This is a genomic window from Flavobacterium sp. (assembly GCF_031422135.1).
Classification (GTDB): domain Bacteria; phylum Bacteroidota; class Bacteroidia; order Flavobacteriales; family Flavobacteriaceae; genus Flavobacterium.
On sequence record NZ_JANOQD010000033.1, the window covers coordinates 46,939 to 70,561 of the forward strand.

At 31.1% G+C, this 23,623-nt stretch carries 24 protein-coding genes; 20 read left to right on the forward strand and 4 right to left on the reverse strand.

The window, feature by feature from the left end:
* Position 1: 1 nt before the first annotated feature.
* Positions 2-475 carry a 23S rRNA (pseudouridine(1915)-N(3))-methyltransferase RlmH gene (gene rlmH, locus RMO70_RS05540; protein ID WP_310555429.1) on the reverse strand — a complete coding sequence of 158 codons (474 nt, stop codon included), beginning with the start codon at positions 473-475 and terminating at the stop codon, positions 2-4.
* Between the two features lie 115 nt (positions 476-590).
* Here rlmH and nadC point away from each other — a divergent pair, with 115 nt between their 5' ends.
* From nadC to priA, 4 genes are read left to right on the forward strand one after another with little or no spacing between them, the layout of a single operon-like run.
* Entirely contained in the window at positions 591-1,448 is an 858-nt protein-coding gene (gene nadC / locus RMO70_RS05545; protein WP_310555430.1) for a carboxylating nicotinate-nucleotide diphosphorylase, read from the forward strand.
* Between the two features lie 60 nt (positions 1,449-1,508).
* Positions 1,509-2,456, forward strand: a complete 948-nt coding sequence (locus RMO70_RS05550; protein WP_310555431.1) for a YihY/virulence factor BrkB family protein — start codon at positions 1,509-1,511, stop codon at positions 2,454-2,456.
* Positions 2,457-2,460: 4 nt separating this feature from the next.
* Positions 2,461-2,883, forward strand: a complete 423-nt coding sequence (locus tag RMO70_RS05555) for a DUF2147 domain-containing protein (RefSeq protein ID WP_310555432.1) — start codon at positions 2,461-2,463, stop codon at positions 2,881-2,883.
* A gap of 9 nt (positions 2,884-2,892) precedes the next feature.
* A complete protein-coding gene (gene priA, locus RMO70_RS05560) occupies positions 2,893-5,343 on the forward strand; it encodes a primosomal protein N' (RefSeq protein ID WP_310555433.1) in 2,451 nt (816 codons plus the stop codon).
* Here priA and RMO70_RS05565 read toward each other — a convergent pair.
* On the reverse strand, positions 5,340-6,032 hold the full coding sequence (locus RMO70_RS05565) for a LytTR family DNA-binding domain-containing protein (RefSeq protein ID WP_310555434.1): 693 nt from the start codon (positions 6,030-6,032) through the stop codon (positions 5,340-5,342). The genes priA and RMO70_RS05565 overlap by 4 nt on opposite strands.
* Before the next feature lie 165 nt (positions 6,033-6,197).
* Here RMO70_RS05565 and rpsF point away from each other — a divergent pair, with 165 nt between their 5' ends.
* The 9 genes from rpsF to RMO70_RS05610 all read left to right on the forward strand — a co-directional run bounded on the left by rpsF (position 6,198) and on the right by RMO70_RS05610 (position 15,380).
* The gene (gene rpsF / locus RMO70_RS05570; RefSeq protein ID WP_310555435.1) at positions 6,198-6,539 is read left to right on the forward strand and encodes a 30S ribosomal protein S6; all 342 of its coding nucleotides are present in this window, start codon (positions 6,198-6,200) and stop codon (positions 6,537-6,539) included.
* Positions 6,540-6,544: 5 nt separating this feature from the next.
* A complete protein-coding gene (gene rpsR, locus RMO70_RS05575; protein WP_309607883.1) occupies positions 6,545-6,841 on the forward strand; it encodes a 30S ribosomal protein S18 in 297 nt (98 codons plus the stop codon).
* Between the two features lie 15 nt (positions 6,842-6,856).
* Entirely contained in the window at positions 6,857-7,300 is a 444-nt protein-coding gene (gene rplI, locus RMO70_RS05580) for a 50S ribosomal protein L9 (protein WP_310555436.1), read from the forward strand.
* 86 nt (positions 7,301-7,386) lie between these two features.
* Positions 7,387-10,539 carry a TonB-dependent receptor domain-containing protein gene (locus tag RMO70_RS05585; protein ID WP_310555437.1) on the forward strand — a complete coding sequence of 1,051 codons (3,153 nt, stop codon included), beginning with the start codon at positions 7,387-7,389 and terminating at the stop codon, positions 10,537-10,539.
* A 100-nt stretch (positions 10,540-10,639) separates the two neighbouring features.
* Positions 10,640-11,113 carry a DUF6495 family protein gene (locus tag RMO70_RS05590; protein ID WP_310555438.1) on the forward strand — a complete coding sequence of 158 codons (474 nt, stop codon included), beginning with the start codon at positions 10,640-10,642 and terminating at the stop codon, positions 11,111-11,113.
* Between the two features lie 84 nt (positions 11,114-11,197).
* Positions 11,198-13,207, forward strand: a complete 2,010-nt coding sequence (gene ligA / locus RMO70_RS05595) for an NAD-dependent DNA ligase LigA (RefSeq protein WP_310555439.1) — start codon at positions 11,198-11,200, stop codon at positions 13,205-13,207.
* Positions 13,200-13,889: a hypothetical protein gene (locus tag RMO70_RS05600; protein ID WP_310555440.1), complete on the forward strand. Its 690-nt coding sequence runs from the start codon at positions 13,200-13,202 to the stop codon at positions 13,887-13,889. Before ligA ends, RMO70_RS05600 begins: the two co-directional genes overlap by 8 nt.
* A 9-nt stretch (positions 13,890-13,898) precedes the next feature.
* Positions 13,899-14,591, forward strand: coding sequence for a hypothetical protein (locus RMO70_RS05605; protein ID WP_310555441.1), 693 nt, complete (start codon positions 13,899-13,901; stop codon positions 14,589-14,591).
* 84 nt (positions 14,592-14,675) lie between these two features.
* On the forward strand, positions 14,676-15,380 hold the full coding sequence (locus tag RMO70_RS05610) for a lysoplasmalogenase family protein (RefSeq protein ID WP_310555442.1): 705 nt from the start codon (positions 14,676-14,678) through the stop codon (positions 15,378-15,380).
* Here RMO70_RS05610 and RMO70_RS05615 read toward each other — a convergent pair.
* Positions 15,354-16,268, reverse strand: a complete 915-nt coding sequence (locus tag RMO70_RS05615) for a metallophosphatase (protein WP_310555443.1) — start codon at positions 16,266-16,268, stop codon at positions 15,354-15,356. The genes RMO70_RS05610 and RMO70_RS05615 overlap by 27 nt on opposite strands.
* Before the next feature lie 66 nt (positions 16,269-16,334).
* Entirely contained in the window at positions 16,335-17,129 is a 795-nt protein-coding gene (locus tag RMO70_RS05620; RefSeq protein ID WP_310555444.1) for a 5'-nucleotidase, read from the reverse strand.
* A 57-nt stretch (positions 17,130-17,186) separates the two neighbouring features.
* On the opposite strand from RMO70_RS05620, the gene RMO70_RS05625 reads away from it, so the two are divergent.
* From RMO70_RS05625 to recN, 7 genes are all read left to right on the forward strand, one after another.
* Entirely contained in the window at positions 17,187-17,705 is a 519-nt protein-coding gene (locus RMO70_RS05625; RefSeq protein WP_310555445.1) for a DUF6913 domain-containing protein, read from the forward strand.
* A gap of 2 nt (positions 17,706-17,707) precedes the next feature.
* On the forward strand, positions 17,708-18,586 hold the full coding sequence (gene dapA, locus RMO70_RS05630; RefSeq protein ID WP_310555446.1) for a 4-hydroxy-tetrahydrodipicolinate synthase: 879 nt from the start codon (positions 17,708-17,710) through the stop codon (positions 18,584-18,586).
* Positions 18,587-18,690: 104 nt separating this feature from the next.
* Complete coding sequence (locus RMO70_RS05635; RefSeq protein WP_310555447.1) at positions 18,691-19,488, forward strand: outer membrane protein assembly factor BamD; 798 nt, start codon at positions 18,691-18,693, stop codon at positions 19,486-19,488.
* A 5-nt stretch (positions 19,489-19,493) separates the two neighbouring features.
* A complete protein-coding gene (locus RMO70_RS05640; protein WP_310555448.1) occupies positions 19,494-19,808 on the forward strand; it encodes a DNA-directed RNA polymerase subunit omega in 315 nt (104 codons plus the stop codon).
* 7 nt (positions 19,809-19,815) lie between these two features.
* Entirely contained in the window at positions 19,816-21,024 is a 1,209-nt protein-coding gene (gene coaBC / locus RMO70_RS05645; protein WP_310555449.1) for a bifunctional phosphopantothenoylcysteine decarboxylase/phosphopantothenate--cysteine ligase CoaBC, read from the forward strand.
* A gap of 4 nt (positions 21,025-21,028) precedes the next feature.
* Entirely contained in the window at positions 21,029-21,904 is an 876-nt protein-coding gene (locus RMO70_RS05650) for a DUF4835 family protein (RefSeq protein WP_310555450.1), read from the forward strand.
* Between the two features lie 9 nt (positions 21,905-21,913).
* Positions 21,914-23,566: a DNA repair protein RecN gene (gene recN / locus RMO70_RS05655; protein WP_310555451.1), complete on the forward strand. Its 1,653-nt coding sequence runs from the start codon at positions 21,914-21,916 to the stop codon at positions 23,564-23,566.
* Positions 23,567-23,623 lie beyond the last annotated feature (57 nt).

Below are 23,623 nucleotides of genomic sequence, written 5' to 3' on the forward strand. Positions count from 1 at the left end.
ATTATTGATGATGATACGGTTCGTTGCGCAAGATAGTAAATCCACGATACAATTGCTCAATAACAAACAATCGAACCATTTGGTGTGAAAAAGTCATTTGCGAAAGCGAAATTTTCCCAGTAGCTGTTTTATAAATAGTATCACTAAATCCATAAGGACCTCCAATTACAAATACTAAAGTCTTAATTCCGGAATTCATTTTCTTTTGTAATTCATCAGCAAATGCAATACTAGAAAAGGTTTTTCCGTTTTCATCTAATAAGATTAATTGATCTGTAGCAGCTATTTTTGATAAAATGAGTTCCCCTTCTTTCTCTTTTTGTTGACTTTCTGATAGGTTTTTTGCATTTTTAATATCGGGAATAATCTCTAAATCAAATTTGATATAAAACGACAATCGTTTCGTATAATCGTCAATCAAAGTTTGAAGCGATTTGTCATCCGTTTTGCCAATGGCAATAAGTTTGATGTTCATAAATTAAATAGCAAAGTTATAAAGCTACAAAGTTGCAAAGTTTTTTCAAATAACCGAATAAACAAATAACCAAATCCACATTTTTCCTTATTTTAGCCCAATAATTTATCAGTAAATGATTTCAGAAGCGCAATTTCAAAACGAACTACATTTAATAATCGAAAACGGAATCCGAGAAGACATAGGTTCAGGCGATTACAGTTCTCTAGCCTGTATTCCAACATCAGCTACTGGAAAAGCTAAATTACTAGTCAAAGACGAAGGCATTATTGCTGGTGTCGACTTTGCCAAAATGATTTTTAAACACGTAGATTCCAATTTGCAAATCGAAACTTTTATCCAAGATGGAAGCGTTGTAAAATATGGTGATGTCGTTTTTCACGTTTCTGGAAGTTCACAATCCATATTGAAAGCAGAACGATTGGTTTTGAATTCAATGCAACGAATGAGCGCTGTTGCTACCAAAACTAAGAAATACGTCAATTTGCTAGAAGGAACTTCTACGAAAGTTTTAGATACTCGCAAAACAACACCAGGATTTCGTGCTGCCGAGAAATGGGCTGTCAAAATTGGTGGTGGAGAAAATCATCGGTTTGCTTTGTACGATATGGTAATGCTCAAAGACAATCACAATGATTTTGCAGGCGGAATCACATTGGCAATAGGCAAAACAAAGCGTTATTTGAAAGAAAATAATCTCGATTTAAAAATCATAGTCGAAGCCAGAAATTTATCAGAAATAGAAGAAATACTTCAATCTGATGGCGTTTATCGTATTTTAATAGATAATTTTAATTTTGACGATACCCGAAAAGCGGTTCAATTAATCGGAAATAAATGTCTAACAGAATCATCTGGCAATATTAATGAAAAAACCATTCGTGACTATGCTGATTGTGGCGTGAATTACATCTCATCAGGAGCATTAACACACTCAGTTTACAATATGGATTTGAGTTTAAAAGCTTTTTAAAAATACGTAATACTATTGATAGCCGTCGGGACTGAACACTGACCACTGAATACTATAAAAATGAGTCAACAACTAGAAAGTACCTTAAAAAAAATTCCGATACTTAGGCAGATAGTCATCGTGTTGCAAAGCATAAAACTATCTTGGTTGCAAGGATTGTCGTTATATGAACTTTTGGAGTTTTATATCGCTGGAATTGTGCAAGGTGCTTTAGCTTATCGTGCCGCAGCCATTTCGTGGAGTTTCTTTATGGCACTATTTCCGTTTGCGTTATTTATTTTAAATTTGATACCGTATATTCCAATCGAAGGTTTTCAAGAAGATTTCTTATTTTTTGTTTCAGATGCTGTTCCGCCAAACACCTATGAAGCTATTGAAACCATAATCAAAGATATCTTACACAATAGTTACAAAGGGTTGCTTTCGTCAGGGTTTATATTGTCGGTTTTCTTGATGACTAATGGTGTAAACGCAGTAATGAGTGGTTTTGAAACTTCCCAGCATATTGTAGTGAAAAGAAAATATTTTCGTCAATATTTTGTAGCACTTTGCATCTCTCTTTTATTATCCTTTATATTAATAGTAGCGGTGGCTTCCATCATTATCTTTGAGGTTTTTATACAAAAAACTATCATTCAAGACGTACTTTCCAGTAGAATATCGGATAAAATATCTTTGATACAATTTGGAAGATATATTTTTGTGTTAGCCTTAATAATTTTTGCCATAGCCATACTTTTTAGATTTGGAATCAAGCAAACTAAAAAACGAGCATTTATAACTATTGGAACAGTATTTACAACGATTTTAATTATTGTAACATCATACTTTTTTGGAATTTGGGTGGTCAAATTTTCAAAGTATAATGAATTATATGGTTCTATAGGCACATTATTAATTGTGATGTTTTATCTTTGGATAAACTGTATGATACTGCTACTTGGCTTTGAACTTGATGCAGCTATTGCCAAATTAAAACATCACCCAGAAGTAAACCCTCAATTATAAAACTATGAAAAACAGAATATGTATTTTTTTATTTCTTATTGGTTTGCAAACCAATGCACAATCTGTTTTTGGAAAATGGAAAACCATCGATGATAAAACAGGTGAAGCTAAATCGATTATTGAGATTTATGAAAATGCAGGAAAAGTCTATGGTAAAATTATAGATATAGTTGATGTGTCCAAAAGAAATTTCAAATGCGAAAAATGTACAGGTTCTGATAAGGATAAACCGCTAATTGGACTCCATATAATTAAAGGTTTGACTAAAGATGGAGACGAATACAATGGTGGAAAAATCATAGATCCAGAATCCGGGAAAATTTACAAATCATTTATAAAACTTTCTGGAAAAGACAAGCTTGAAGTGCGAGGTTATATTGGTTTTGCACTTATAGGTCGTTCTCAAACTTGGGTTCGAGTAAAATAATTTGAGTCAATGTCTTATTTTATAGAAGTTATTTTGCCGCTTGCAGTTCCTCGTACCTTTACATATCGAGTTTCTGAGGCTGAGTTTGATTTTATTCAAATTGGGTCTCGCGTGGCTGTGCCTTTCGGCAAAAGTAAATTTTATACCAGTTTAGTATATTCCAAACACCACAACGAACCCACTTTGTATGAAGCTAAAGAAATTCATCAAATTATTGATGAAAACCCTATAGTAACCCCAAGCCAGTTGAAACATTGGGATTGGATTGCATCCTATTATATGTGTTCCATTGGCGAGGTTTTTCGTTCCGCATTGCCATCAGCATTATTGTTAGAAAGCGAAACTATAATTTCGCACAAGCAAGGATTGTTTTTTGATGAGGCACAACTTTCGGACGATGAGTTTTTGCTAGTTGAAGCCTTAAATCAGCAAAGTTCACTCAAAATACATGAAGTGGTTGCAATTTTGAACAAGAAAAATGTTTTTCCTATCATTCAAAAATTACTTCAGAAAAACGTTATTTCACTTCAAGAAGAAATGATTGAGGAGTACAAACCAAAACTGCTGCGATACATTCGGCTGGTTTCTGAATTTGATTCCAACGAGAAATTGCAAGAATTACTTCTGATTTTAAAGAATGCTCAAAAGCAAAAAGACATATTATTATCCTATTTCCAGATGAGAGCTTCAAATAAAAGCCCTATTTCTGTAAAAGAATTAATTAATTTCTCAGGTACTACTTCTTCAATTATTAAAGCATTAATCGATAAAAATATTTTTGAGGAATATTTCATTCAACAAGATCGTGTTGCCTTTTCGGATTCTGAAAAAAATAAAGTTGGGCTCAATGATTTTCAAACCAAAGCTTTTCAAGAAATCGAATCTGTATTCTCTGAAAAAGAAGTTTGCCTGCTTCACGGTGTTACCGCATCAGGTAAAACGGAAGTTTATATCAAGTTAATCGAGCAATTTTTGACGCAAGAAAAACAGATTTTGTATTTATTACCAGAAATTGCATTAACAACCCAGTTAGTTTCTCGATTAACCCAATATTTTGGGAACAAAGTAGCAGTTTTTCATTCCAAATATAGTAATAACGAACGTGTTGAGGTTTGGAATCAGGTATTGAATTCTTCTAAAAAAGCCCAAATTGTTATTGGAGCCCGTTCGTCTTTATTCTTACCCTTTCAAAATTTAGGATTCATTATTGTCGATGAAGAACACGAGCAAACCTTCAAACAAAACGATCCTGCTCCACGCTATCACGCTCGAGATGCAGCCATTGTTTTGGCTGGTTTTCACAATGCAAAAGTAGTGTTAGGCTCTGCAACGCCAAGTATTGAAACCTATTTTAATGCTCAAAATAGCAAATACGGTTTAGTTGAAATGAGTGAGCGTTTTGGAAATGCCGTTTTGCCTGAAATCGAATTAGTCGATTTGAAAGACAGTTATTTCCGTAAGAAAATGAACGGACATTTTAGTATGACTTTAGTAGAAGCGATTGCCGAAGCCTTATCAAATAAAGAACAAATCATACTTTTTCAAAACCGTCGTGGTTATGCGCCAGTTATGGAATGTATGACTTGTGGTCACGTGCCACAATGCCCACAATGTGATGTGAGTTTGACCTATCATAAACACAAAAACCAACTTCGTTGCCATTATTGTGGTTATAGTATGGCTAAACCAAACAGTTGTCACGCTTGTTCTAGCATTGATTTAATTTCTAAAGGTTTTGGAACCGAACAAATAGAAATGGAACTTAAGACTCTTTTTCCTGAAAAGAAAATTGCTCGAATGGATCAAGACACCACGAGAGGAAAATATGCTTTTGAAAAATTGATTGATAGTTTTAAGAATCGTGAAATTGATATTTTGGTTGGAACTCAAATGCTCGCCAAAGGCTTGGATTTTGATAATGTTTCTCTTGTAGGAATATTAAATGCCGATTCGATGCTTTATTTTCCAGATTTTCGTGCCTTTGAACGCAGTTTTCAAATGATGACTCAAGTAGCGGGTAGGGCGGGAAGATCAGACAAAAAAGGGAAAGTTATTATCCAGACTTACAATCCCAATCATACTATTATACAACAAGTGACTCAAAATGATTTTGTTGCAATGTATAAGGAACAGTTATACGAACGACAAATATATAAGTATCCACCGTATTTTAAATTAATCAAATTAACACTAAAACAGCGAGATTTTGACAAACTCAAAGAAGGCGCTATGTGGTTGTTTCAAGTCTTGCAACAGCAATTTGATTTCCCAATTTTAGGTCCAGAAGAACCACCTGTAAGTCGTATTAGAAATGAGTATATTAGAACTATTCTAATTAAAATACCACAGAATAAGTCGTTAGGAAACACAAAAAAAACCATTCAGAAAATTCTAAATAGTTTTGAGGCTGTTTCGCAATATCGTGCTATTAAAGTAAATGTGAATGTAGATTTTTATTAAGAATCTAAAGCTTTTATTAAATTTTCTTTTTTGTTTCTGCTTAATGGAATTTTTGTAAGTCCTATTTCTGCAAATTTGCTATTGAATTTCTCAATTTTGTCGATATTTACAATAAATGATTTATGAACACGAATGAACTTGTCACTTGATAAATCACTTTCAAAGGCTTTCATTGTTGATAATACCAAATGCGAATCTTCTTCGGTTATTACTTTTACATAATCTCCGAAAGCTTCAATCCATTTGATTTTTGCAGTATAAATTTTAAGTTTTTTTAAATTACTTTTTATAAAAATATGTTCCCCTTCCTCTTCAAGACTATCTCTTCTCAATTGGTACATATCCATTGCACGTTTAATTGCAGCGTTAAAACGTTCTTTGGTAATAGGTTTTTGTAAATAATCAGTAGCATCGTAATCGAAAGCTTTCACAGCATACTCTGCTTTTGCAGTTATGAAAATGATTTGTGGTTTTTCTTTTAATCCATCAAGAAGGTTAAAACCACTAATAATTGGCATTTCAATATCAAGAAATAATAAGTCAATCTTTTTTGTGGACAAGCAATTTTTTGTTTCAATTGCATTTGAGAATTCATTAACAAGTAATAAATTGGGATGAGCATCAACTAATTTTGTTACCAAAATGCGTTGAATAGAGCTATCATCTACAACTATACAGTTCAATTTCATAATATTATTAATAGGTTCGGCTCATAAAAGTAATAAAAATTAATTAACAAGCAAATTTTTTCGGAGAAATTATAACTTTCGTCGATTTTTTTAAAGTTTATATTGTTTTCTTAAATTAAAAGAGTACTTTTGCACCCACATTTTTAACAAATAAAATTAATTATTATGAATCATTATGAAACTGTTTTCATCTTGAATCCCGTTTTATCTGAAACCCAGGTAAAGGAAACAGTAAGCAAATTTGAAGATTTTTTAACTTCAAAAGGTGCTACAATGGTATCCAAAGAGGATTGGGGCTTGAAAAAAATGGCCTACGAAATTCAAAACAAAAAAAGTGGTTTCTACCATTTATTTGAATTCACAGTTGCTGGCGAAGTATTAGCTGGTTTTGAAACTGAATTTAGACGTGACGAGCGCATCATGCGTTTCTTAACAGTAAGTTTAGACAAACATGCAATATCTTGGGCTGAAAGAAGAAGAACAAAATTAAAAGCAACTAAAGCGTAATCATTATGGCAACATTACAACAATCGGCTTCAGGAAAAAAAGACGGAGATATTAGATATTTAACGCCTTTGAACATTGATACTAACAAAACGAAAAAATATTGTCGTTTTAAAAAATCTGGTATCAAGTATATTGATTATAAAGATGCAGATTTCTTATTGAAATTTGTTAACGAGCAAGGTAAAATTTTACCTCGTCGTTTAACAGGAACATCTTTAAAATACCAAAGAAAAGTGTCTGTAGCTGTAAAAAGAGCGCGTCACTTAGCATTAATGCCATATGTGGCTGATTTACTAAAATAATAAAGAAGCAAAATTATGGAACTTATATTAAAACAAGACGTACAGAATGTTGGTTTTAAAGACGATATTGTATCTGTAAAAGCAGGATACGGTCGTAACTTTTTGATACCACAAGGATTTGCTCATATGGCAACTTCTTCAGCTAAAAAAGTATTAGCTGAAAATTTAAAACAAAGAGCGCACAAAGAAGCTAAAGTTGTTGCTGATGCAAAAGCATTAGGAGACGCTTTAAAAGCTATCGAAATTAAAATTGCTGCAAAAGCGGGTGGTGAAAAACTATTCGGATCGATTACTAATATTGACATTGCTGAAGCATTAGCTAAAGGTGGTCAATCTATCGATAGAAAATTTATAACATCAGGTATAGTTAAAAGAACTGGAAAATACAATGCTTCTGTTCGTTTACACCGCGATGTAATTGTAGAATTAGGGTATGAAATTGTTGCTGAACAAGCTTAATATTTTATTTTAACAATATATTAAAATCACTCTTCGGAGTGATTTTTTTTTATTAATTTTGTGCCAAATTAAAATTAAACACAACTATGAAAAAATTACTATCCTTACTATTAATTGTTTTTGGGATAAATACTATTATTTCACAAACGACTACCTCAAGTATAAAAGGGGTTGTTAAAAGTACAAATCTAGAAACACTGCCTGGAGCAAACGTTATTGCTATTCATACCCCAACTGGATCTAAATATTCAGCTGTTACAGGATTTGATGGACGATTTAATATGCTCAATATGAGAGTAGGTGGTCCTTATTCTATTTTAGTATCCTATATGGGATATCAAGAAAATAAAATTGACGATGTTTATCTTGAACTTGGAAATCCATATAGTTTAGATGTTATTCTTAAAGATGTAAATCAAAAACTGGAAGAAGTTAAAATTGTTGCTTCAAAAAGTAAGGTATTTCAAGGTGGAAGGACTGGTGCAGAAACTACAATTGGTAGAAGAGAGCTAACGGTTTTACCAACAATATCAAGGTCTGCGGAAGATTTTACTCGATTGGAACCTTCGTCAAGCGGTGGATCTTTTGGAGGAAGAAATGACCAATACAATAATTACTCGTTAAACGGAGCGGTATTTAACAATCCTTTCGGATTAGATGCAGCAACTCCTGGAGGACAAACCAATGCACAGCCAATTTCATTAGATGCTATTGAACAAATTCAAGTGGCTACAGCTCCATACGATATTACATTGTCTGGATTTACTGGAGCTTCTATAAATGCGGTTACAAAATCGGGTACTAATCAGTTTAGTGGTACTGCATATAGTTTTTATAGAAATGAAAAATTAACTGGAAGCAAAATTGATAAGGAAGAAATATTTGTTCCTTCATTACAACAAACGCAGGCTGGTTTTAGTTTAGGAGGTTCAATAATTAAAGATAAATTATTTTTCTTTACCAATTTTGAAATCGATAAGAGAAGTGATTTAGGTTCAAATTTTATTGCTAACAATGGAGATGCTATTCAAGGAATAAATGAATCTAGAGTTTTAGAAGCTGATTTGATAGCTGTATCTTCAGCTTTAGCAGGACTAGGATATAATACAGGAGCTTATCAAGGATATACTCACGATTCAAATTCTACAAAAGGAATTTTAAAAATAGATTGGAATATTAATGATAATCACAAATTATCGGTAATAGGTAATTTTCTAAATGCATCAAAAGATAAACCTGCTCATCCATCAGCACTTGGTTTCAGAGGACCTAATGCTGCAATACTTCAATTCGAAAAATCTGGATATCAAATTAATAATAATCTGTATTCTGGTTTGATTGAATTAAACTCAAAGTTTAGCGAAAAAGTATCTAATAAATTACAAGCGGGTTATACCGTTTTTGATGATTTTAGAAAACCTTTTTCTACTCCAGCACCAGTAATCACTATTCAAGATGGATCAGGTTCCAATTATATTATTGCAGGACATGAGCCTTTTTCAATCAACAATACATTGGATCAAAAAGTAATTCAAGTAACAAATAATTTGAATTATAATTTAGGAAGACATTTATTTACTTTTGGAGGGTCGTTTGAAAAATTTCAGTTTGATAACTCTTTTAATTTAACTTCATATAATAATTTTGGTGGAGGAGCTAATTATTTTGGAACATTCAGACCGTATTCAAGTGTAGCAGAATTTTTGGCACAAGCGGCAAATCCGGCTGGATTAGCTGCTAATCTGGCTTATGCCCAAACAGAGTTTAATACTTTAAATGCAATTGGAGTTGGTGTTAAAGGTGGTTGGAAACTTGCAGAACTTAATGTTGGACAATTAGCTTTTTATGCTCAAGATGAGATAAGTGCTAGTAGCAATTTTAAATTAACTTTAGGAGTTAGAGCAGACAAACCTTTGTATTTTAACACAAGTGATTTAATTAAAAAATTTGTTAACAATCACACTACAAGAGATGAAACTGTTGACTATTTTAACCCTCAAACAGGTCAAGCAGAAAAGCTAATTTCTACAACTTTGCCAACTGATAAATTATTATGGTCACCAAGGCTAGGATTCAATTGGGATGCTTTGGGTGATAAATCGATTCAACTTCGTGGTGGAACTGGAATTTTTACAGGGAAGCTACCATTTGTATGGTTAGGTAACCAAGTAAGTGGTGCTGATGATGGGTTTTTACAAATTATGGATAAAAATTTTAAATGGCCACAAGTTTGGAGAACAAGTTTAGGATTTGATCATAAATTTGAAAATAATATAGTGTTAACTGCAGATTTGTCTTACAATCAAGATATTAATGGAGTTCACGTTCAAAACTGGGGTTTAAAAGCGCCAACTGGGACATTATCAGGAATTGATAATAGATTAATCTACAATGCTTCGGATAAAGGTACCAAAAGTGCTTATGTAATGACAAATTCTAATAAAGGAAATGCTTTCAACTCCACTATTAAATTGCAAAAATCATTCGAAAATGGACTTTTTGCAAGTGTAGCTTATAATTTTCTTGCTGCACAAGACGTAAATTCAATCGAAGCAGAAATTACAGGAGATGCATTTGCATTTAATCCAGCTTTAGGAAATGTAAATCAAGCGGTATTGTCCAATTCAAAATATGGTGATACTAATAGATTGATTGTTGTTTTATCAAAAAAATTCAAATATGGTAATGATAAATGGGCTACAACCTTATCAACATTTGGTGAATATGCTCGTGGTGGTCGTTTTAGTTATACCTATGCTGGAGATATAAATAATGATGGCTCTGGAGTGAACGATTTGATATACATTCCTACTACGGAAGAAGTTAGTGTAATGAGTTTTTCTGGACCTGGTCAAGGTGTAGCGTTTAACCAATATATAGATCAAGACGAATACTTAAGTGCTAATAGAGGTCAATATGCTTCAAGATATGGTGCATTATCACCTATAAGAGGAAAATGGGATATTAAAGTAATGCAAGATTATAACTTTAAGGTTTCTTCTGGATCTGACAAAAAGAATACGATTCAATTAAGTATAGATGTATTAAATTTTGGAAACTTACTAAATTCAAAATGGGGATTAGTTCAAGTTCCTACAAGTGTACAGCCAATTGGTGTTTCCGTTGTTGGAGCCACTCCAACATATACTTTCAATGGTACTCAAAATAAAACTTTCTCTTATGATGCAAGTTTAGCTTCAAGATGGCAAGCACAATTTGGAGTACGTTATATTTTCTAATACAATTGAAAAAATCTAAATTAGCCTTCTTTAATAAAGAAGGCTTTTTTTTACATCATTTTTAAATCTAAAATCAAATATCTAAAATCTAATATTTAAAATGAAATACGACAGATTAACTAAAGAACAGTTTGAAGAATTGCATCCAGAATTCATCAATTTTTTAGCAACTCAATCCATCGATAAAGCGGAATGGGACAAGATTAAACTAGAAACGCCTGAAGTGGCAGAACAAGAATTGGACGTTTTTTCAGATTTAATTTGGGAAGGTGTTTTGTCAAGAGCACAGTATTTAGAGCACTTTTCTAAAAATCATATTTTTTTGTTTCAATGTTTTCCAACCTATATTCAATCAATTGTATTGAAGTCTTTGGTTCCTGAAACTAATTTTCTTTCTAAAGAAGGATTACAATGGTTGAGTGATAATATGTTTACTTCAACTATTGAAATGAAGGTTGGTAAAAAAGAATTTACAGAAGAGCGAAATTTTTCTATCTTCGAATTGATTCAGCAAGGCTCAATCTTGAGTGATGGCAAATTATTTAATCAAATAAATGATATAATTAATTTGTAAAATTCATACAAATTTTTTAAGAGCATTTCTAAATAAAAAATTGTAATTTTAGATTTTAATTCAATAATTATATTTTTTTGGAATATGGACGAAAGTCAACTTATAAAATCTCTCCGTGACGAATTAAACCAGCACAATCACAACTATTATGTACTCGATAATGCCACAATTTCTGATTATGAGTTTGATCAAAAATTAAAGCAACTTCAAGAGTTAGAAGCTAAATATCCTGAATATTTTGACGAGAATTCACCTTCACAACGAGTAGGAGGGAGTATTACTAAAAATTTTAAAACGGTAAAACACAAATACCGAATGTATTCGTTGGATAACTCTTATTCCAAAGAGGATTTGTTAGATTGGGAAAACCGTATTCAAAAAGTATTAGGAAATGTTTCATTAGAATACACCTGTGAGCTAAAATACGATGGAGCCTCGATTTCAATAACATACGAAAACGGGAAACTGAAACAGGCAATAACTCGTGGCGATGGTTTTCAAGGAGATGATGTTACGAATAACATAAAAACCATAAAATCGATTCCGTTGCAATTAAAAGGGAATTTTCCTGACAAATTTGATATTCGAGGTGAAATTATTTTACCTTTTGCAGGTTTCGAGAAAATGAACCAAGATTTAATTGAAATTGGCGAAACACCTTATTCTAACCCAAGAAATACCGCTTCAGGAAGCTTGAAATTGCAAGATAGTTGTGAAGTTGCCAAACGTCCTTTGGATTGTTTGTTGTATTTCTTAATTGGAGATAATTTACCCTTTAAGTCACAAATCGAAGGACTAGAGACTGCTAGGAATTGGGGTTTTAAAGCACCAACTCAAACCAAATTAACTAGAAATTTAGACGAGGTTTTTGAATTTATCAATTATTGGGATACGCATAGACATAATTTGCCTTATGAAACCGATGGTGTTGTCGTTAAAGTTAATAGTTTTCAATATCAAGATGAACTTGGTTATACATCGAAATCACCTCGTTGGGCAATTGCTTACAAGTTTAAATCGGAACAAGTTTCGACTCGATTAAATTCGATTTCGTATCAAGTAGGACGAACTGGAGCAATCACGCCAGTGGCCAATCTTGAACCAGTGCAACTGGCTGGAACTATTGTAAAAAGAGCCTCTTTGCACAATGCAGATCAAATTGAAAAACTGGATATTCGTATTAACGATGAAGTTTTTGTAGAAAAAGGAGGAGAAATAATTCCCAAGATTATTGCTGTTGATTTAAGCAAACGACCTGAAGCTACACAACCAACGGAATATATAACGCATTGTCCAGAATGCCAAACAGCATTAGTAAGAACAGAAGGCGAAGCCAATCATTATTGCCCAAATTTTTATGGTTGTCCGCCACAAATTATAGGACGGATTCAGCATTATATTTCTAGAAAGGCTATGGATATTGAAGGTTTGGGTGGAGAAACTGTTGCGTTGCTTTTCCATAACGGATTGGTTCATAACTATGCCGATTTGTATGAGTTAACAGTAGAGCAAATTTTGCCATTGGAAAGAATGGCACAAAAATCGGCTGAAAATTTAGTAAACGGTGTTTTAGAATCTAAAAAAATCCCTTTTGAAAATGTACTTTTTGCGCTAGGAATTCGTTTTGTGGGTGAAACGGTAGCTAAAAAACTAGCCAAACATTACAAAAACATTGATGCATTAAGTGTTGCAAATGTGGACGAATTAATTCTGGTTGATGAAATTGGGGAGCGAATTGCAAAAAGTGTTGTGGAATTTTTTGAAAATCAAGAAAACAAAAATGCCATTGAAAGGTTGAAATCGTTTGGAATTCAGTTTGAAATTCTAGAAACAATAAATCCTAATGCTACGGATAAATTAGTTGGGAAAACATTTGTTGTATCTGGAGTTTTTTCGATTTATTCCCGAGAGGAGTTAAAAAAAGCCATTGAAGACAATGGGGGGAAAGTAGGGAGTTCGATTTCTGCTAAAACAGATTATGTTGTAGCTGGTGAGAATATGGGGCCAGCAAAGCTAGAAAAAGCGAGCCAATTAAATATTTCTATAATCTCTGAAGTTGAATTTCAACAACTCATAAAAGTAACGAATGCTTAAAAACGTATTTTTAGGAATTTCAATATTATTTGTGCTAATTTACTTTAGCGCTTCCATTTTGTATGATACAAAATACGTTGTCTATATAAAACCAGTTATAATTCCGGCCTTCATTTGTTATGCTTTTTGTGCTTTTAAAGAACGGTTAAACTCTCATTATTTAATTTTTGTTTTCTTTTTTTATGCAGGAGAAATTGGAATCTTATTTATGGAACAGTCACCTATTATGTATAAATTTGGACTTTTGTTTTACTTTTTTAGTTATTTATCTCTTATTAATCTCGCCTACCCATATATAAAATTTGTCAATTTGATTAAGGAAATAAAGTTGTACTCTTTTTTTATTTTTTTATTACTTACCGTTTTATTGGTTTTTATTTTAAAAATAATTTTTGATTCTGAAATAGATTTTTATTTAAATACCATAATAGTTTTGAATGCACTTTCCGCTATTTTCTTAGTTGTTACAGCCTTCATTTTACTTCAAGAAATATTTAATAGAAAAACGGTTTACTATTTTTTTGGTGTTTTTTGTATTTTTTTTTCAGATGTGATTTCGGCTGTAAATTTCTACTTATTAGATGATTTTTATCTAAATTTATTAGAAAGAGTTTTGCATTTTTCAGGTTTTTTTCTGTTCTATTTATTTATTATTCAAAAAGAAGAAAATAAATTTTCATAAATTTATAAAATGAAGCAAAGTTCCCCAGCCATATCACTTTATTTTGTAGCAAGTTTTTTATACTTGTTATCTATCTTTTTTGAAAGTGAAAATATGGCATTGTTTTTTAAACCTATGATTGCTTCGTCGATGTTGTTTTACTATTGGCAAGAAGCCCGTGCTAAAACCAATGTATGGTTCTCAGTGGTTATTATTTTATTATTGATTACTGGAATTTTAAATATTTTTGAAGACGAATTTGTTCTATTTTATATTATTTTAATTAATATGCTGGCTTATACTATGCTATTAAGTTTTAGCGTTAGAAGTTTACTGGAAATAAAATTTAACTTGATAGATAGAATTAGTATTGTATTTATTTTTATAATGACACTTTTTATAAGTAGTTTGATTTATGTTGCTGTTTTTTTGGTATTTGGATCTAGTTTTGAATTGTATATTTTGGTTATCATTTACGCTGTAATTTTAGGTTTATTAGCAATTGTAAATACAGTTAAATATTTGATGTTAAATAATAAAGGTAATTTTTACTCGATTCTTACAACTTTTTGTTTTATTGTTTGCGATTTATTTTATATCCTATATTATTACTATTATGATTTTATTTTTTTTAGATATACAAGTATTTTGAGTAATGTTATTTCTTTGTATTTTTTAGTCAAATACTTTTTATTTTATAAAAAAAAGCATTTTAAATATTGATTTAAAATGAAAAATGATAATTAAAATCACCTTTAGTAACCTTTAAACATATTTTGCTACAAGTTTTATCCAATTAAGAAATCAATGAAAAGCACAAAATGTAAAATATATAATGAAAATGAAATTCGATTTTTAACGATATTATTTTTTATAGTTTCTTTTTCGGAAGTGATGGCTGAATTTTTTAGATATAATTTTTTTATCTATTTATTAAAACCGTTGTTGATTCCAGTTTTAGTGATTATATATTTTAAATCATCTAAAGTCAAAAATTCCTATTTTATAACCTCACTTTTTTTTGCGTTTTTAGCCAATATTTTATTCATCTCTAAAGATTTTAACTCCATAATGCTCGGTTCATTTTTCTATGCAGTATATAGAGTTTTAATAATTTATCTAGTTGTGAGGACTGTGAATATTAAAAATTATTTTCCTATTTTTTTAGGATGCATTCCATTTGCAATAATTTTTGGTTACATTACAAGTTTAACTTTTAACGAGCTTGGAGATGTTTTGTATATGTATTTTGTACAAGTAATTTTAATAATATTCCTAAGTGGTTTTGCACTGGCTAATTATATGGTGGATGACAAAAAGCGAAATTACTGGCTGTTAGTTAGTTGTCTGTTGTTTTCTATGATACAATTTATTTTAGTGCTTAAAATATATTATTTGTCCATATTTATTTTCCAACCAATAGCTATGCTACTTTATGGTTTTGCGCAATATTCACTCTATAAATTTATAATATTATCAGAAGAATTAGATAGTAATTTTTCTACCGCTTGATTTTATGTCTTTATTAGAATCTAAATAAAAATCAATTCTTCCTAAATTAATTCCATAACACCCCACTTGATTAATCAAAACTTCTATTCCTTCACTATTTTTTTCAACAACGGGCTTGTCAAGAAAGGTATGGGTATGTCCACCTATTATCAAATCTATATTTTTAGTTTTCCTTGCTAACGTAATATCACTGTCTCTTTCAGGATTATTTTTATATTCAAATCCTATATGAGATAAACATATTACTAGATCACATTTCATTTCTTCTTTTAAGATACGTGACATATCTTGAGCCACTTCTACAGGGTTTTTGTGTTTGGTTTCTTTATATAATTTTGCGTCTACAAGTCCTTTAAGCTCTATTCCCAGACCAAAAACTCCAATTTTCAGACCTCCTTTTTTTATAATTTTATATGGTTTTACAAAAGTGTCTAGAACTGTATTTTTAAAATCATAGTTAGCAGATACAAATTCAAAATTGGCATGTGGCATTTGGGCTAATAATCCTTCAACTCCATTATCAAAATCATGATTGCCAATTGTTGCTAAATCGTATTGCATCATACTCATTAACTTGAATTCTAATTCTCCTCCATAATAGTTAAAATAAGGAGTTCCTTGAAAAATATCTCCAGCGTCTAAAAGCAAAACGTTTTCTTCTTCGGAACGAATTTTATTGATTATCGCTGCACGACGTGCTACTCCTCCTTGATTTGGATTTCTTGGATCAGTTGCTGGAAAAGGATCTATATGACTGTGAACATCATTGGTATGCAGAATGGTGATTTTTTTTACTTTATTAGTTTCAAAACTGCTCAATGACAATCCGCCAAGTGTTAATGCCGTTGTAGTTGCTGCTGTTTTTTGAATAAAATCTCTTCTTTTCATCTTTATATTTTTTTACTGCTATTGGAATAGGCAGTTGTTTTTTTATTTTTTATTTACTTTTAAAAATTATTTTTCAGCACTCTCTTCAGTGGTTACTTTAACAATTTTTGACACAGGTATGATATCAACATCCTTAAAATAATCAATCAATATGTTTCGAAGTTTATAGTTTAAATCATATAATTTTAATCCTTTTTTAAAAAACTCCATATTATCTCCACCGTTTGATAAATAATCGGATGTGATTACGTGATACGTTTTACCTAAATCTAAAGGAGAATTATTAACCTTTATATCCTTAACTTTATTTTGATTGTCAATAGTAAATGTTATACCAGCTATTGGGTGCGGTTTTTTTCCAGCTACAAAATAAGTAGCAAATTCTGCTATTTGTTCTCCCTTGAGCGCTACAACAATCGTTGTGTTTTCAAAAGGCATTATTTCAAAAGCGGTTCTTGTTGTTACATTTCCTACAGGGAGAATAGATCGAATACCGCCGTGATTTAAAATGCATATATCGATATCAAGATTTTCACGTTTCTTAAAAACGGGATTGGCTTTCAACAGGGTAATATCAGCAAGTAAATCGCCAATTGTAGTTTGCCATTTCCCCTTACTTTTATCTAAAGTTTCTGGGCAAATAGCCAATACATTATCTAAATCATCATTAATTCTATTTCTATACGGAGCAATATAGACATTATATTCAGCAAGAGAATTTGCTTTTTCATTTACATTTATCTGTTTTCCTTCAATTTGTGTAACACTAAACTGAGCGGAACAATTAATTCCAGACACTAATAAAGTTAAAATTAAAACAAAATATTTTAAAACAAGGTTATACTTTTTTACATTTACCATGGCAATTGAATCTTTATTGATTAAATTTGTTTTTAAAGATTAATATGTAAAAGTAATATGTTTATAAAGTATATAAAAGAAATATCTGTAAAAAAAATATTAAAAAGAAGCATTCATAACGTAAAACCAACCATATCAGCTAGTCCAATTCAGTCAGTAGGTATACTAATTGACGAGAGTTATTTCAAAGATATTGAGCAGTTTACACAAGAAATTGTGAATAAAGGCATTCAAAGGAATAGTATAAAAATCATAATTTATAAGGACAAAATAAAGAAAACAGATGTTGTAAATAATCCAACATTTAGTTATAAAAACATGCAATGGAATGGAAATTTTGATGCTGATTTTGTTAATGAATTCATAAAAACCCCTTTTGATATGTTAATAAGTTACTATGATGTGGAAAAAACACCATTGTTACTTGTAACTCACAATTCAAAAGCGATATTTAAAGTTGGAATGTATAATGTTGACAAACGATTAAATCATTTAATGATAAATACAGTTGCCGAAAACTATGTCGTATTTACACAAGAGCTATTTAAATATTTAAAAATTTTAAAAAAAATATAACAATGCAAGCATTTATTGGGACAGGAGTTGCACTAGTGACACCATTTAAAAAAGATTTTTCTGTTGACACTGAAGCACTAAAAAAAATTGTAAATTATGTCACAGATGGTGGTGTAGAATATTTAGTAGTTTTAGGAACAACAGGCGAATCGGCCACCTTGAGTCAAGATGAAAAAGAACTAGTAATTACAACTGTTATCGAAGCCAATAAAGGAAGATTACCTCTTGTGCTTGGAGTTGGTGGAAACAATACTCAAAAGGTAGTGCAAGAACTAAAAACGAGAAATTTTTCACAATTCACAGCGATTTTATCCGTTTCTCCTTATTATAACAAACCTACACAAGAAGGTATTTATCAGCATTTTAAAGCGGTTTCCGAGGCATCACCCATTCCAGTAATTTTATATAATGTGCCAGGCAGAACAGCAAGTAATATGACTCCTGAGACCGTAATGAGGTTGGCAAATGATTTTAAAAACGTAATAGGAATTAAAGAAGCAGCTGGAGATATTGTTCAAGCAATGAAATTAATTCAACACAAACCAAAAGATTTCCTTGTTATTTCAGGTGATGATATGATTACACTTCCAATGGTTTTGGCTGGTGGATCAGGAGTAATATCAGTTATAGGTGAAGGTTATCCTAAAGAATTTTCTCAAATGGTACGACTTGGCTTAAATAAAAAAGTAGATGAAGCCTATGCTTTACATTATAAATTAATGGACAGTATTGATATGATTTTTGAGCAAGGAAATCCAGCTGGTGTTAAAGAAATATTTAAAACATTAAATTTATCTGAAAATACAGTACGTTTGCCATTGGTTAATGTGAATGATGACTTGGCAAAAAGACTGAATTCATTTACAAAAAATCTTTCTTAAATTAAGATTAAAAATAAAGTTTTGAATATACGAATTATTAACTAAATTTGCATTTCGTTTTGAAAGCTAAAAAAAGCAATAAAATCGAAGTTTTTTATAAAATTATGAACAAAATACTATACGCATTCTTTGTCATTTTAATTTTCTCTTCTTGTAGTGAATTTCAAAGTGCATTAAAAACAGAAGACATCGCCACCAAGTTTAGTGTAGGTGAAAAACTATATGAAAAAGGTAAATATGAAAAAGCAATTCGTCTTTTTGAACAGTTAACTCCAGTATTTAGAGGAAAACCTCAAGCCGAAAAAATGTTTTATTTGTATTCTCAATCATTATATAAATCAAATCAATTTTATTTAGCAGGATATCAGTTTGATAGTTTTAATGCCTTGTATCCTAAAAGTGAAAAAGCGCAAGAAGCAGCTTTTCTAGCGGCAAAATCCTATTCAAAATTATCTCCTGTATATTCACTAGATCAAGTAGATACTGATAAAGCAATTACTAAATTACAAAGTTTTATAAACACTTACCCAAAATCGGAATTTTTGCCTGAAGCGAATATATTGGTTAAAGAATTAAGAGAAAAATTAGAAAAAAAAGCTTTCGAAACAGCAAAACAATACAATACAATCTCTGATTTTAAACCAGCCATAAAAGCGCTAGATAATTTCATATCAGATTACCCTGGAACACCATATAAAGAAAAAGCATTGTTTTACAAATTAAATGCTAGCTATCAATTAGCGATTAATAGTATTCAAACTAAAAAAGAAGAAAGATTAAATTCAGCTAAAACTGCTTATGAATCACTAATCAAATTTAGCCCAAATACAGAATTTAAAGATACGGCTGACAAAATGTTAGTTCGAATAGATACCGATTTACAACAATTTCAAATTAAATAAAAGTCATGGATTTAAAAAAGACAACAGCTCCAGTAAACACAGTCACTTACAACAAAAATGTAATTGAAGAGCCAACAGGAAATGTGTATGAAGCGATTACCATAATGGCTAAAAGAGCAAACCAAATTAATGCTGAAATTAAAAAAGAATTAATTGAAAAATTAGAAGAGTTTGCTACTTACAATGATAGTTTAGAAGAGGTTTTTGAAAACAAAGAGCAAATTGAAGTGTCTAAATTTTATGAAAAACTTCCAAAATCTCACGCACTAGCCGTAGAAGAATGGATGGATGGTAAAATTTATTACAAATCATCAAAATAAAATAGCAATGTCTGTTTTAAGCGGTAAAAAAATAATACTAGGAGTTTCTGGTGGAATTGCCGCATATAAAACGGCATTTCTAGTAAGGCTATTTATAAAAGCAGGAGCACATGTCCAAGTGATAATGACTCCTGCTTCTAAGGATTTTGTAACGCCATTAACCCTTTCTACATTATCCAAAAATCCAGTATTTTCTACCTTTTTTAATGAAGAAGACGAGAATGCGGTTTGGAACAATCACGTTGATTTAGCGCTTTGGGCTGATTATATTGTTATTGCTCCCGCAACCGCAAACACAATGTCAAAAATGGTGAATGGTAATTGTGATAATCTTCTTATTGCTACCTATTTATCTGCAAAATGCCCAGTATATATTGCTCCAGCAATGGACTTGGATATGTACAAGCACCCATCAACGACTACTAATTTTCAGGCTTTTTCTAAATTTGGAAACACCATAATTCCTGCCGAAGATGGCGAATTAGCTAGTGGACTTTCGGGAGAAGGACGTATGGCAGAACCCGAAAATATTGTTGCTTTTCTTGAAAAAGATATCGCTAGTAAACTACCCTTAAAAGGAAAAAAAATACTCATTACCGCAGGACCAACTTACGAGGCAATTGACCCCGTTCGTTTTATAGGAAATCATTCTTCTGGAAAAATGGGATTCGATATTGCTCTTGCAGCTGAAAAGCTTGGAGCGCAAGTTACATTGATTACCGGTCCTACACATTTAGAGGTCAAAAATTCAAATATTCATATAGTACGTGTGGTTTCTGCACTCGAAATGTACAATGCTTGTCATAATCATTTTGAAAATGTTGATGTAGCAATTGCAGCTGCTGCTGTAGCGGATTATAGACCTATAAATATTGCACAACAGAAAATAAAAAAGAGCGAAACTACGTTAAATATTGAACTAGAAAAAACCAAAGACATATTATCATCATTAGGAGACATCAAAAAAAATCAGTTTTTAATAGGTTTTGCTTTAGAAACCGAAAATGAAATTGAAAATGCAAAATTGAAAATCCAGAAAAAAAACCTAGATTTGATTGTTCTTAATTCATTAAATGATGAAGGAGCTGGTTTTGGAAAGTCAACAAATAAAGTTACATTTATTGACAAAAATTTCAAAATTGAACCGCAAAAATTAAAATCTAAAGAAGCGGTAGCTCTTGATATTATTAATAAAATTATTTCTCACTATGCGTAAATTAATGATTAGTTTCTCACTGTTGTTTTTTGGGTTTTTGCAAGCTCAAGAACTAAATTGCTCAGTAGATTTTAATATAGATAGAGTAGGAGCGACCAATCAGCAAATTTTTAAAACGCTTCAAAAATCATTAACAGAGTTTGTAAACAATACAAAATGGTCGTCAAAACCATACAAAGGGGTAGAGAAAATTCAATGTTCCTTTTTTTTTACGATAAACACCTATAGCGTAGATCAGTTTACAGGAACACTTCAAGTACAAGCCTCAAGACCTATTTTTAATTCGACATATTCCTCTCCAATTTTGAATGTCAACGACAAAGATATTGCCTTTACTTATACTGAATTTCAAAATTTGAATTACGATCCAAATTCATTTGATTCCAATTTAATTTCGATACTTGCTTTTTATTCTAATATCATTGTTGGGATTGATGCCGACACTTTTTCGTTGAATGGAGGTTCGAAATCTCTAGAAATAGCACAAAACATAGTGTCCATAGCACAACAAAGCCAATCAAAAGGCTGGAATCAAACAGAAGGAACTCAAAACAGGTATTTTTTGATAAACGATATGTTATCACCTGCGTATACTTCTTTTAGAAAAGCAATGTACGAGTATCATTTTAATGCTTTAGATTTGATGAGTGATGATGTGTCAAATGCAAAGTCAAATGTAAAAACAGCCGTTAAAACATTGTCTGAAATGGCAAAAGTGAGACCAAATGCTTATTTGACAAGAGTTTTTTTTGATGCAAAGTCCGATGAAATTTTAAGTATTTTTACAGATGGACCTAAAATGGATATTACTGATGTGATTGATGATTTAAACCGACTGTCTCCAACGAACTCTAGCAAGTGGGGACAAATTAGATATTAATTTCTAACTATGCTTACTACATTATCTATTAAAAACTTTGCGTTAATTGAACAATTAGACATCGATTTTTCGAATAAATTTTCAATTATTACTGGAGAAACTGGGGCAGGAAAATCAATATTGCTTGGTGCGCTGGGTTTAGTTTTAGGTAAACGTGCTGATTTAACATCGCTTAAAGACAAAGAACAAAAATGTGTTATTGAAGCACAATTTGAAATTTCGAAATACAATCTCAAAGATTTTTTTGCAACTAATGATTTGGATTATGAAGATTCTACCATAATTCGTAGAGAAATTCTACCTTCAGGAAAATCACGTGCTTTTATAAATGATAGTCCTGTAAATCTTGCGGAATTGCAAGAATTGAGTGATTTTTTGTTAGATATACATTCGCAACATCAAACTCAAGAACTGTCCAATGAAGCCTATCAAATACTCATACTTGATGCTATAGCTAGTAATTCTCATTTAATTCAAAATTACAAACTCAATTTATCAAAATATAAAGCAACAAGGAGCGAATTAAAAAAAGTGCAATCTGAAAAAGAAGCCTTATCAAAGGAGCAAGATTACAACACGTTTTTATTAGAAGAATTGCTGTCAGCAAATTTAAAATCGGATGAACAATCCCAATTAGAAACTGATTTTGAAATGCTTAACAATGTAGAGTTTATAAAAGAATCGTTAGATAAAACTTTGGCATTAGCAAACGAAGAGCAAATAGGGATTATTCAAAATCTTAAAGAAATAAAAACAGTACTTCAAAAAACCGCTAATGTTTCCACAGATTTTAATCAATTATTTGAAAGAACGAATAGTATTTTAATTGAATTTGAAGATATTGCTAATGAGTTAGGACTCCAATCTGAAAAATTGGTCAACGATCCTGAAAAATTAGAACTCATAAATCAGAAATTACAATTATTATATTCCCTTCAAAAAAAGCATCAGGTCGAGACAATCGAACAATTATTAGTCATTCAAAATGATTTGGATAATAAAATAGTCCTGGTTGATGATTTAGAAAATAAAATAAAAAAATTAGAATTACAATTGTTAGAGGATGTAAAAATTATAGATGATTTAGCAAGCGAAATTTCGGAGAATAGAAAAAAAGCGTCACCAATTTTAATACAACAAATAATTGATATTTTAGTTCCATTAGGAATGCCAAATACACGTTTTCAGTTTGAAATTAACACTACTGAAAATTATTATCCAACTGGGAAAGACGAAGTGCAATTACTATTTTCAGCAAACAAAGGAACCGATTTTGGATTGCTCAAAAAGATTGCCTCAGGTGGCGAAATGTCCAGAATAATGCTTGCTGTCAAAGCTATTTTAGCCAACTATTCCAAACTACCAACCATTATATTTGATGAAATAGACACTGGTGTTTCGGGAGAAATAGCTCATAAAATGGGCGATATTATGAAAAGTATGAGTAACAAAATGCAAGTTTTTGCTATCACACATTTACCGCAAATAGCCGCAAAAGGAGATCAACATTATAAAGTATTCAAATTTGTTCAAGGCGAGAGTACTATTTCTGAACTTAAATTATTATCAAAAGAAGAACGAGTTGTTGAAATTGCAGAAATGCTATCAGGAAAAGACATTTCAGATTCGGCATTAAACCATGCAAAAGCATTATTAAATTAGAGTATTAGATTTCTTTAATTTTTAGTATTTTTGATTTTACAAATAAACACATCAACA

What these genes read in the sequence shown, in the direction of transcription:
- rlmH (WP_310555429.1), bottom strand. Translation starts at nt 475, where the DNA reads ATGAACATCAAACTTATTGCCATTGGCAAAACGGATGACAAATCGCTT.
- nadC (WP_310555430.1), top strand. Translation starts at nt 591, where the DNA reads ATGATTTCAGAAGCGCAATTTCAAAACGAACTACATTTAATAATCGAA.
- RMO70_RS05550 (WP_310555431.1), top strand. Translation starts at nt 1,509, where the DNA reads ATGAGTCAACAACTAGAAAGTACCTTAAAAAAAATTCCGATACTTAGG.
- RMO70_RS05555 (WP_310555432.1), top strand. Translation starts at nt 2,461, where the DNA reads ATGAAAAACAGAATATGTATTTTTTTATTTCTTATTGGTTTGCAAACC.
- priA (WP_310555433.1), top strand. Translation starts at nt 2,893, where the DNA reads ATGTCTTATTTTATAGAAGTTATTTTGCCGCTTGCAGTTCCTCGTACC.
- RMO70_RS05565 (WP_310555434.1), bottom strand. Translation starts at nt 6,032, where the DNA reads ATGAAATTGAACTGTATAGTTGTAGATGATAGCTCTATTCAACGCATT.
- rpsF (WP_310555435.1), top strand. Translation starts at nt 6,198, where the DNA reads ATGAATCATTATGAAACTGTTTTCATCTTGAATCCCGTTTTATCTGAA.
- rpsR (WP_309607883.1), top strand. Translation starts at nt 6,545, where the DNA reads ATGGCAACATTACAACAATCGGCTTCAGGAAAAAAAGACGGAGATATT.
- rplI (WP_310555436.1), top strand. Translation starts at nt 6,857, where the DNA reads ATGGAACTTATATTAAAACAAGACGTACAGAATGTTGGTTTTAAAGAC.
- RMO70_RS05585 (WP_310555437.1), top strand. Translation starts at nt 7,387, where the DNA reads ATGAAAAAATTACTATCCTTACTATTAATTGTTTTTGGGATAAATACT.
- RMO70_RS05590 (WP_310555438.1), top strand. Translation starts at nt 10,640, where the DNA reads ATGAAATACGACAGATTAACTAAAGAACAGTTTGAAGAATTGCATCCA.
- ligA (WP_310555439.1), top strand. Translation starts at nt 11,198, where the DNA reads ATGGACGAAAGTCAACTTATAAAATCTCTCCGTGACGAATTAAACCAG.
- RMO70_RS05600 (WP_310555440.1), top strand. Translation starts at nt 13,200, where the DNA reads ATGCTTAAAAACGTATTTTTAGGAATTTCAATATTATTTGTGCTAATT.
- RMO70_RS05605 (WP_310555441.1), top strand. Translation starts at nt 13,899, where the DNA reads ATGAAGCAAAGTTCCCCAGCCATATCACTTTATTTTGTAGCAAGTTTT.
- RMO70_RS05610 (WP_310555442.1), top strand. Translation starts at nt 14,676, where the DNA reads ATGAAAAGCACAAAATGTAAAATATATAATGAAAATGAAATTCGATTT.
- RMO70_RS05615 (WP_310555443.1), bottom strand. Translation starts at nt 16,268, where the DNA reads ATGAAAAGAAGAGATTTTATTCAAAAAACAGCAGCAACTACAACGGCA.
- RMO70_RS05620 (WP_310555444.1), bottom strand. Translation starts at nt 17,129, where the DNA reads ATGGTAAATGTAAAAAAGTATAACCTTGTTTTAAAATATTTTGTTTTA.
- RMO70_RS05625 (WP_310555445.1), top strand. Translation starts at nt 17,187, where the DNA reads ATGTTTATAAAGTATATAAAAGAAATATCTGTAAAAAAAATATTAAAA.
- dapA (WP_310555446.1), top strand. Translation starts at nt 17,708, where the DNA reads ATGCAAGCATTTATTGGGACAGGAGTTGCACTAGTGACACCATTTAAA.
- RMO70_RS05635 (WP_310555447.1), top strand. Translation starts at nt 18,691, where the DNA reads ATGAACAAAATACTATACGCATTCTTTGTCATTTTAATTTTCTCTTCT.
- RMO70_RS05640 (WP_310555448.1), top strand. Translation starts at nt 19,494, where the DNA reads ATGGATTTAAAAAAGACAACAGCTCCAGTAAACACAGTCACTTACAAC.
- coaBC (WP_310555449.1), top strand. Translation starts at nt 19,816, where the DNA reads ATGTCTGTTTTAAGCGGTAAAAAAATAATACTAGGAGTTTCTGGTGGA.
- RMO70_RS05650 (WP_310555450.1), top strand. Translation starts at nt 21,029, where the DNA reads ATGATTAGTTTCTCACTGTTGTTTTTTGGGTTTTTGCAAGCTCAAGAA.
- recN (WP_310555451.1), top strand. Translation starts at nt 21,914, where the DNA reads ATGCTTACTACATTATCTATTAAAAACTTTGCGTTAATTGAACAATTA.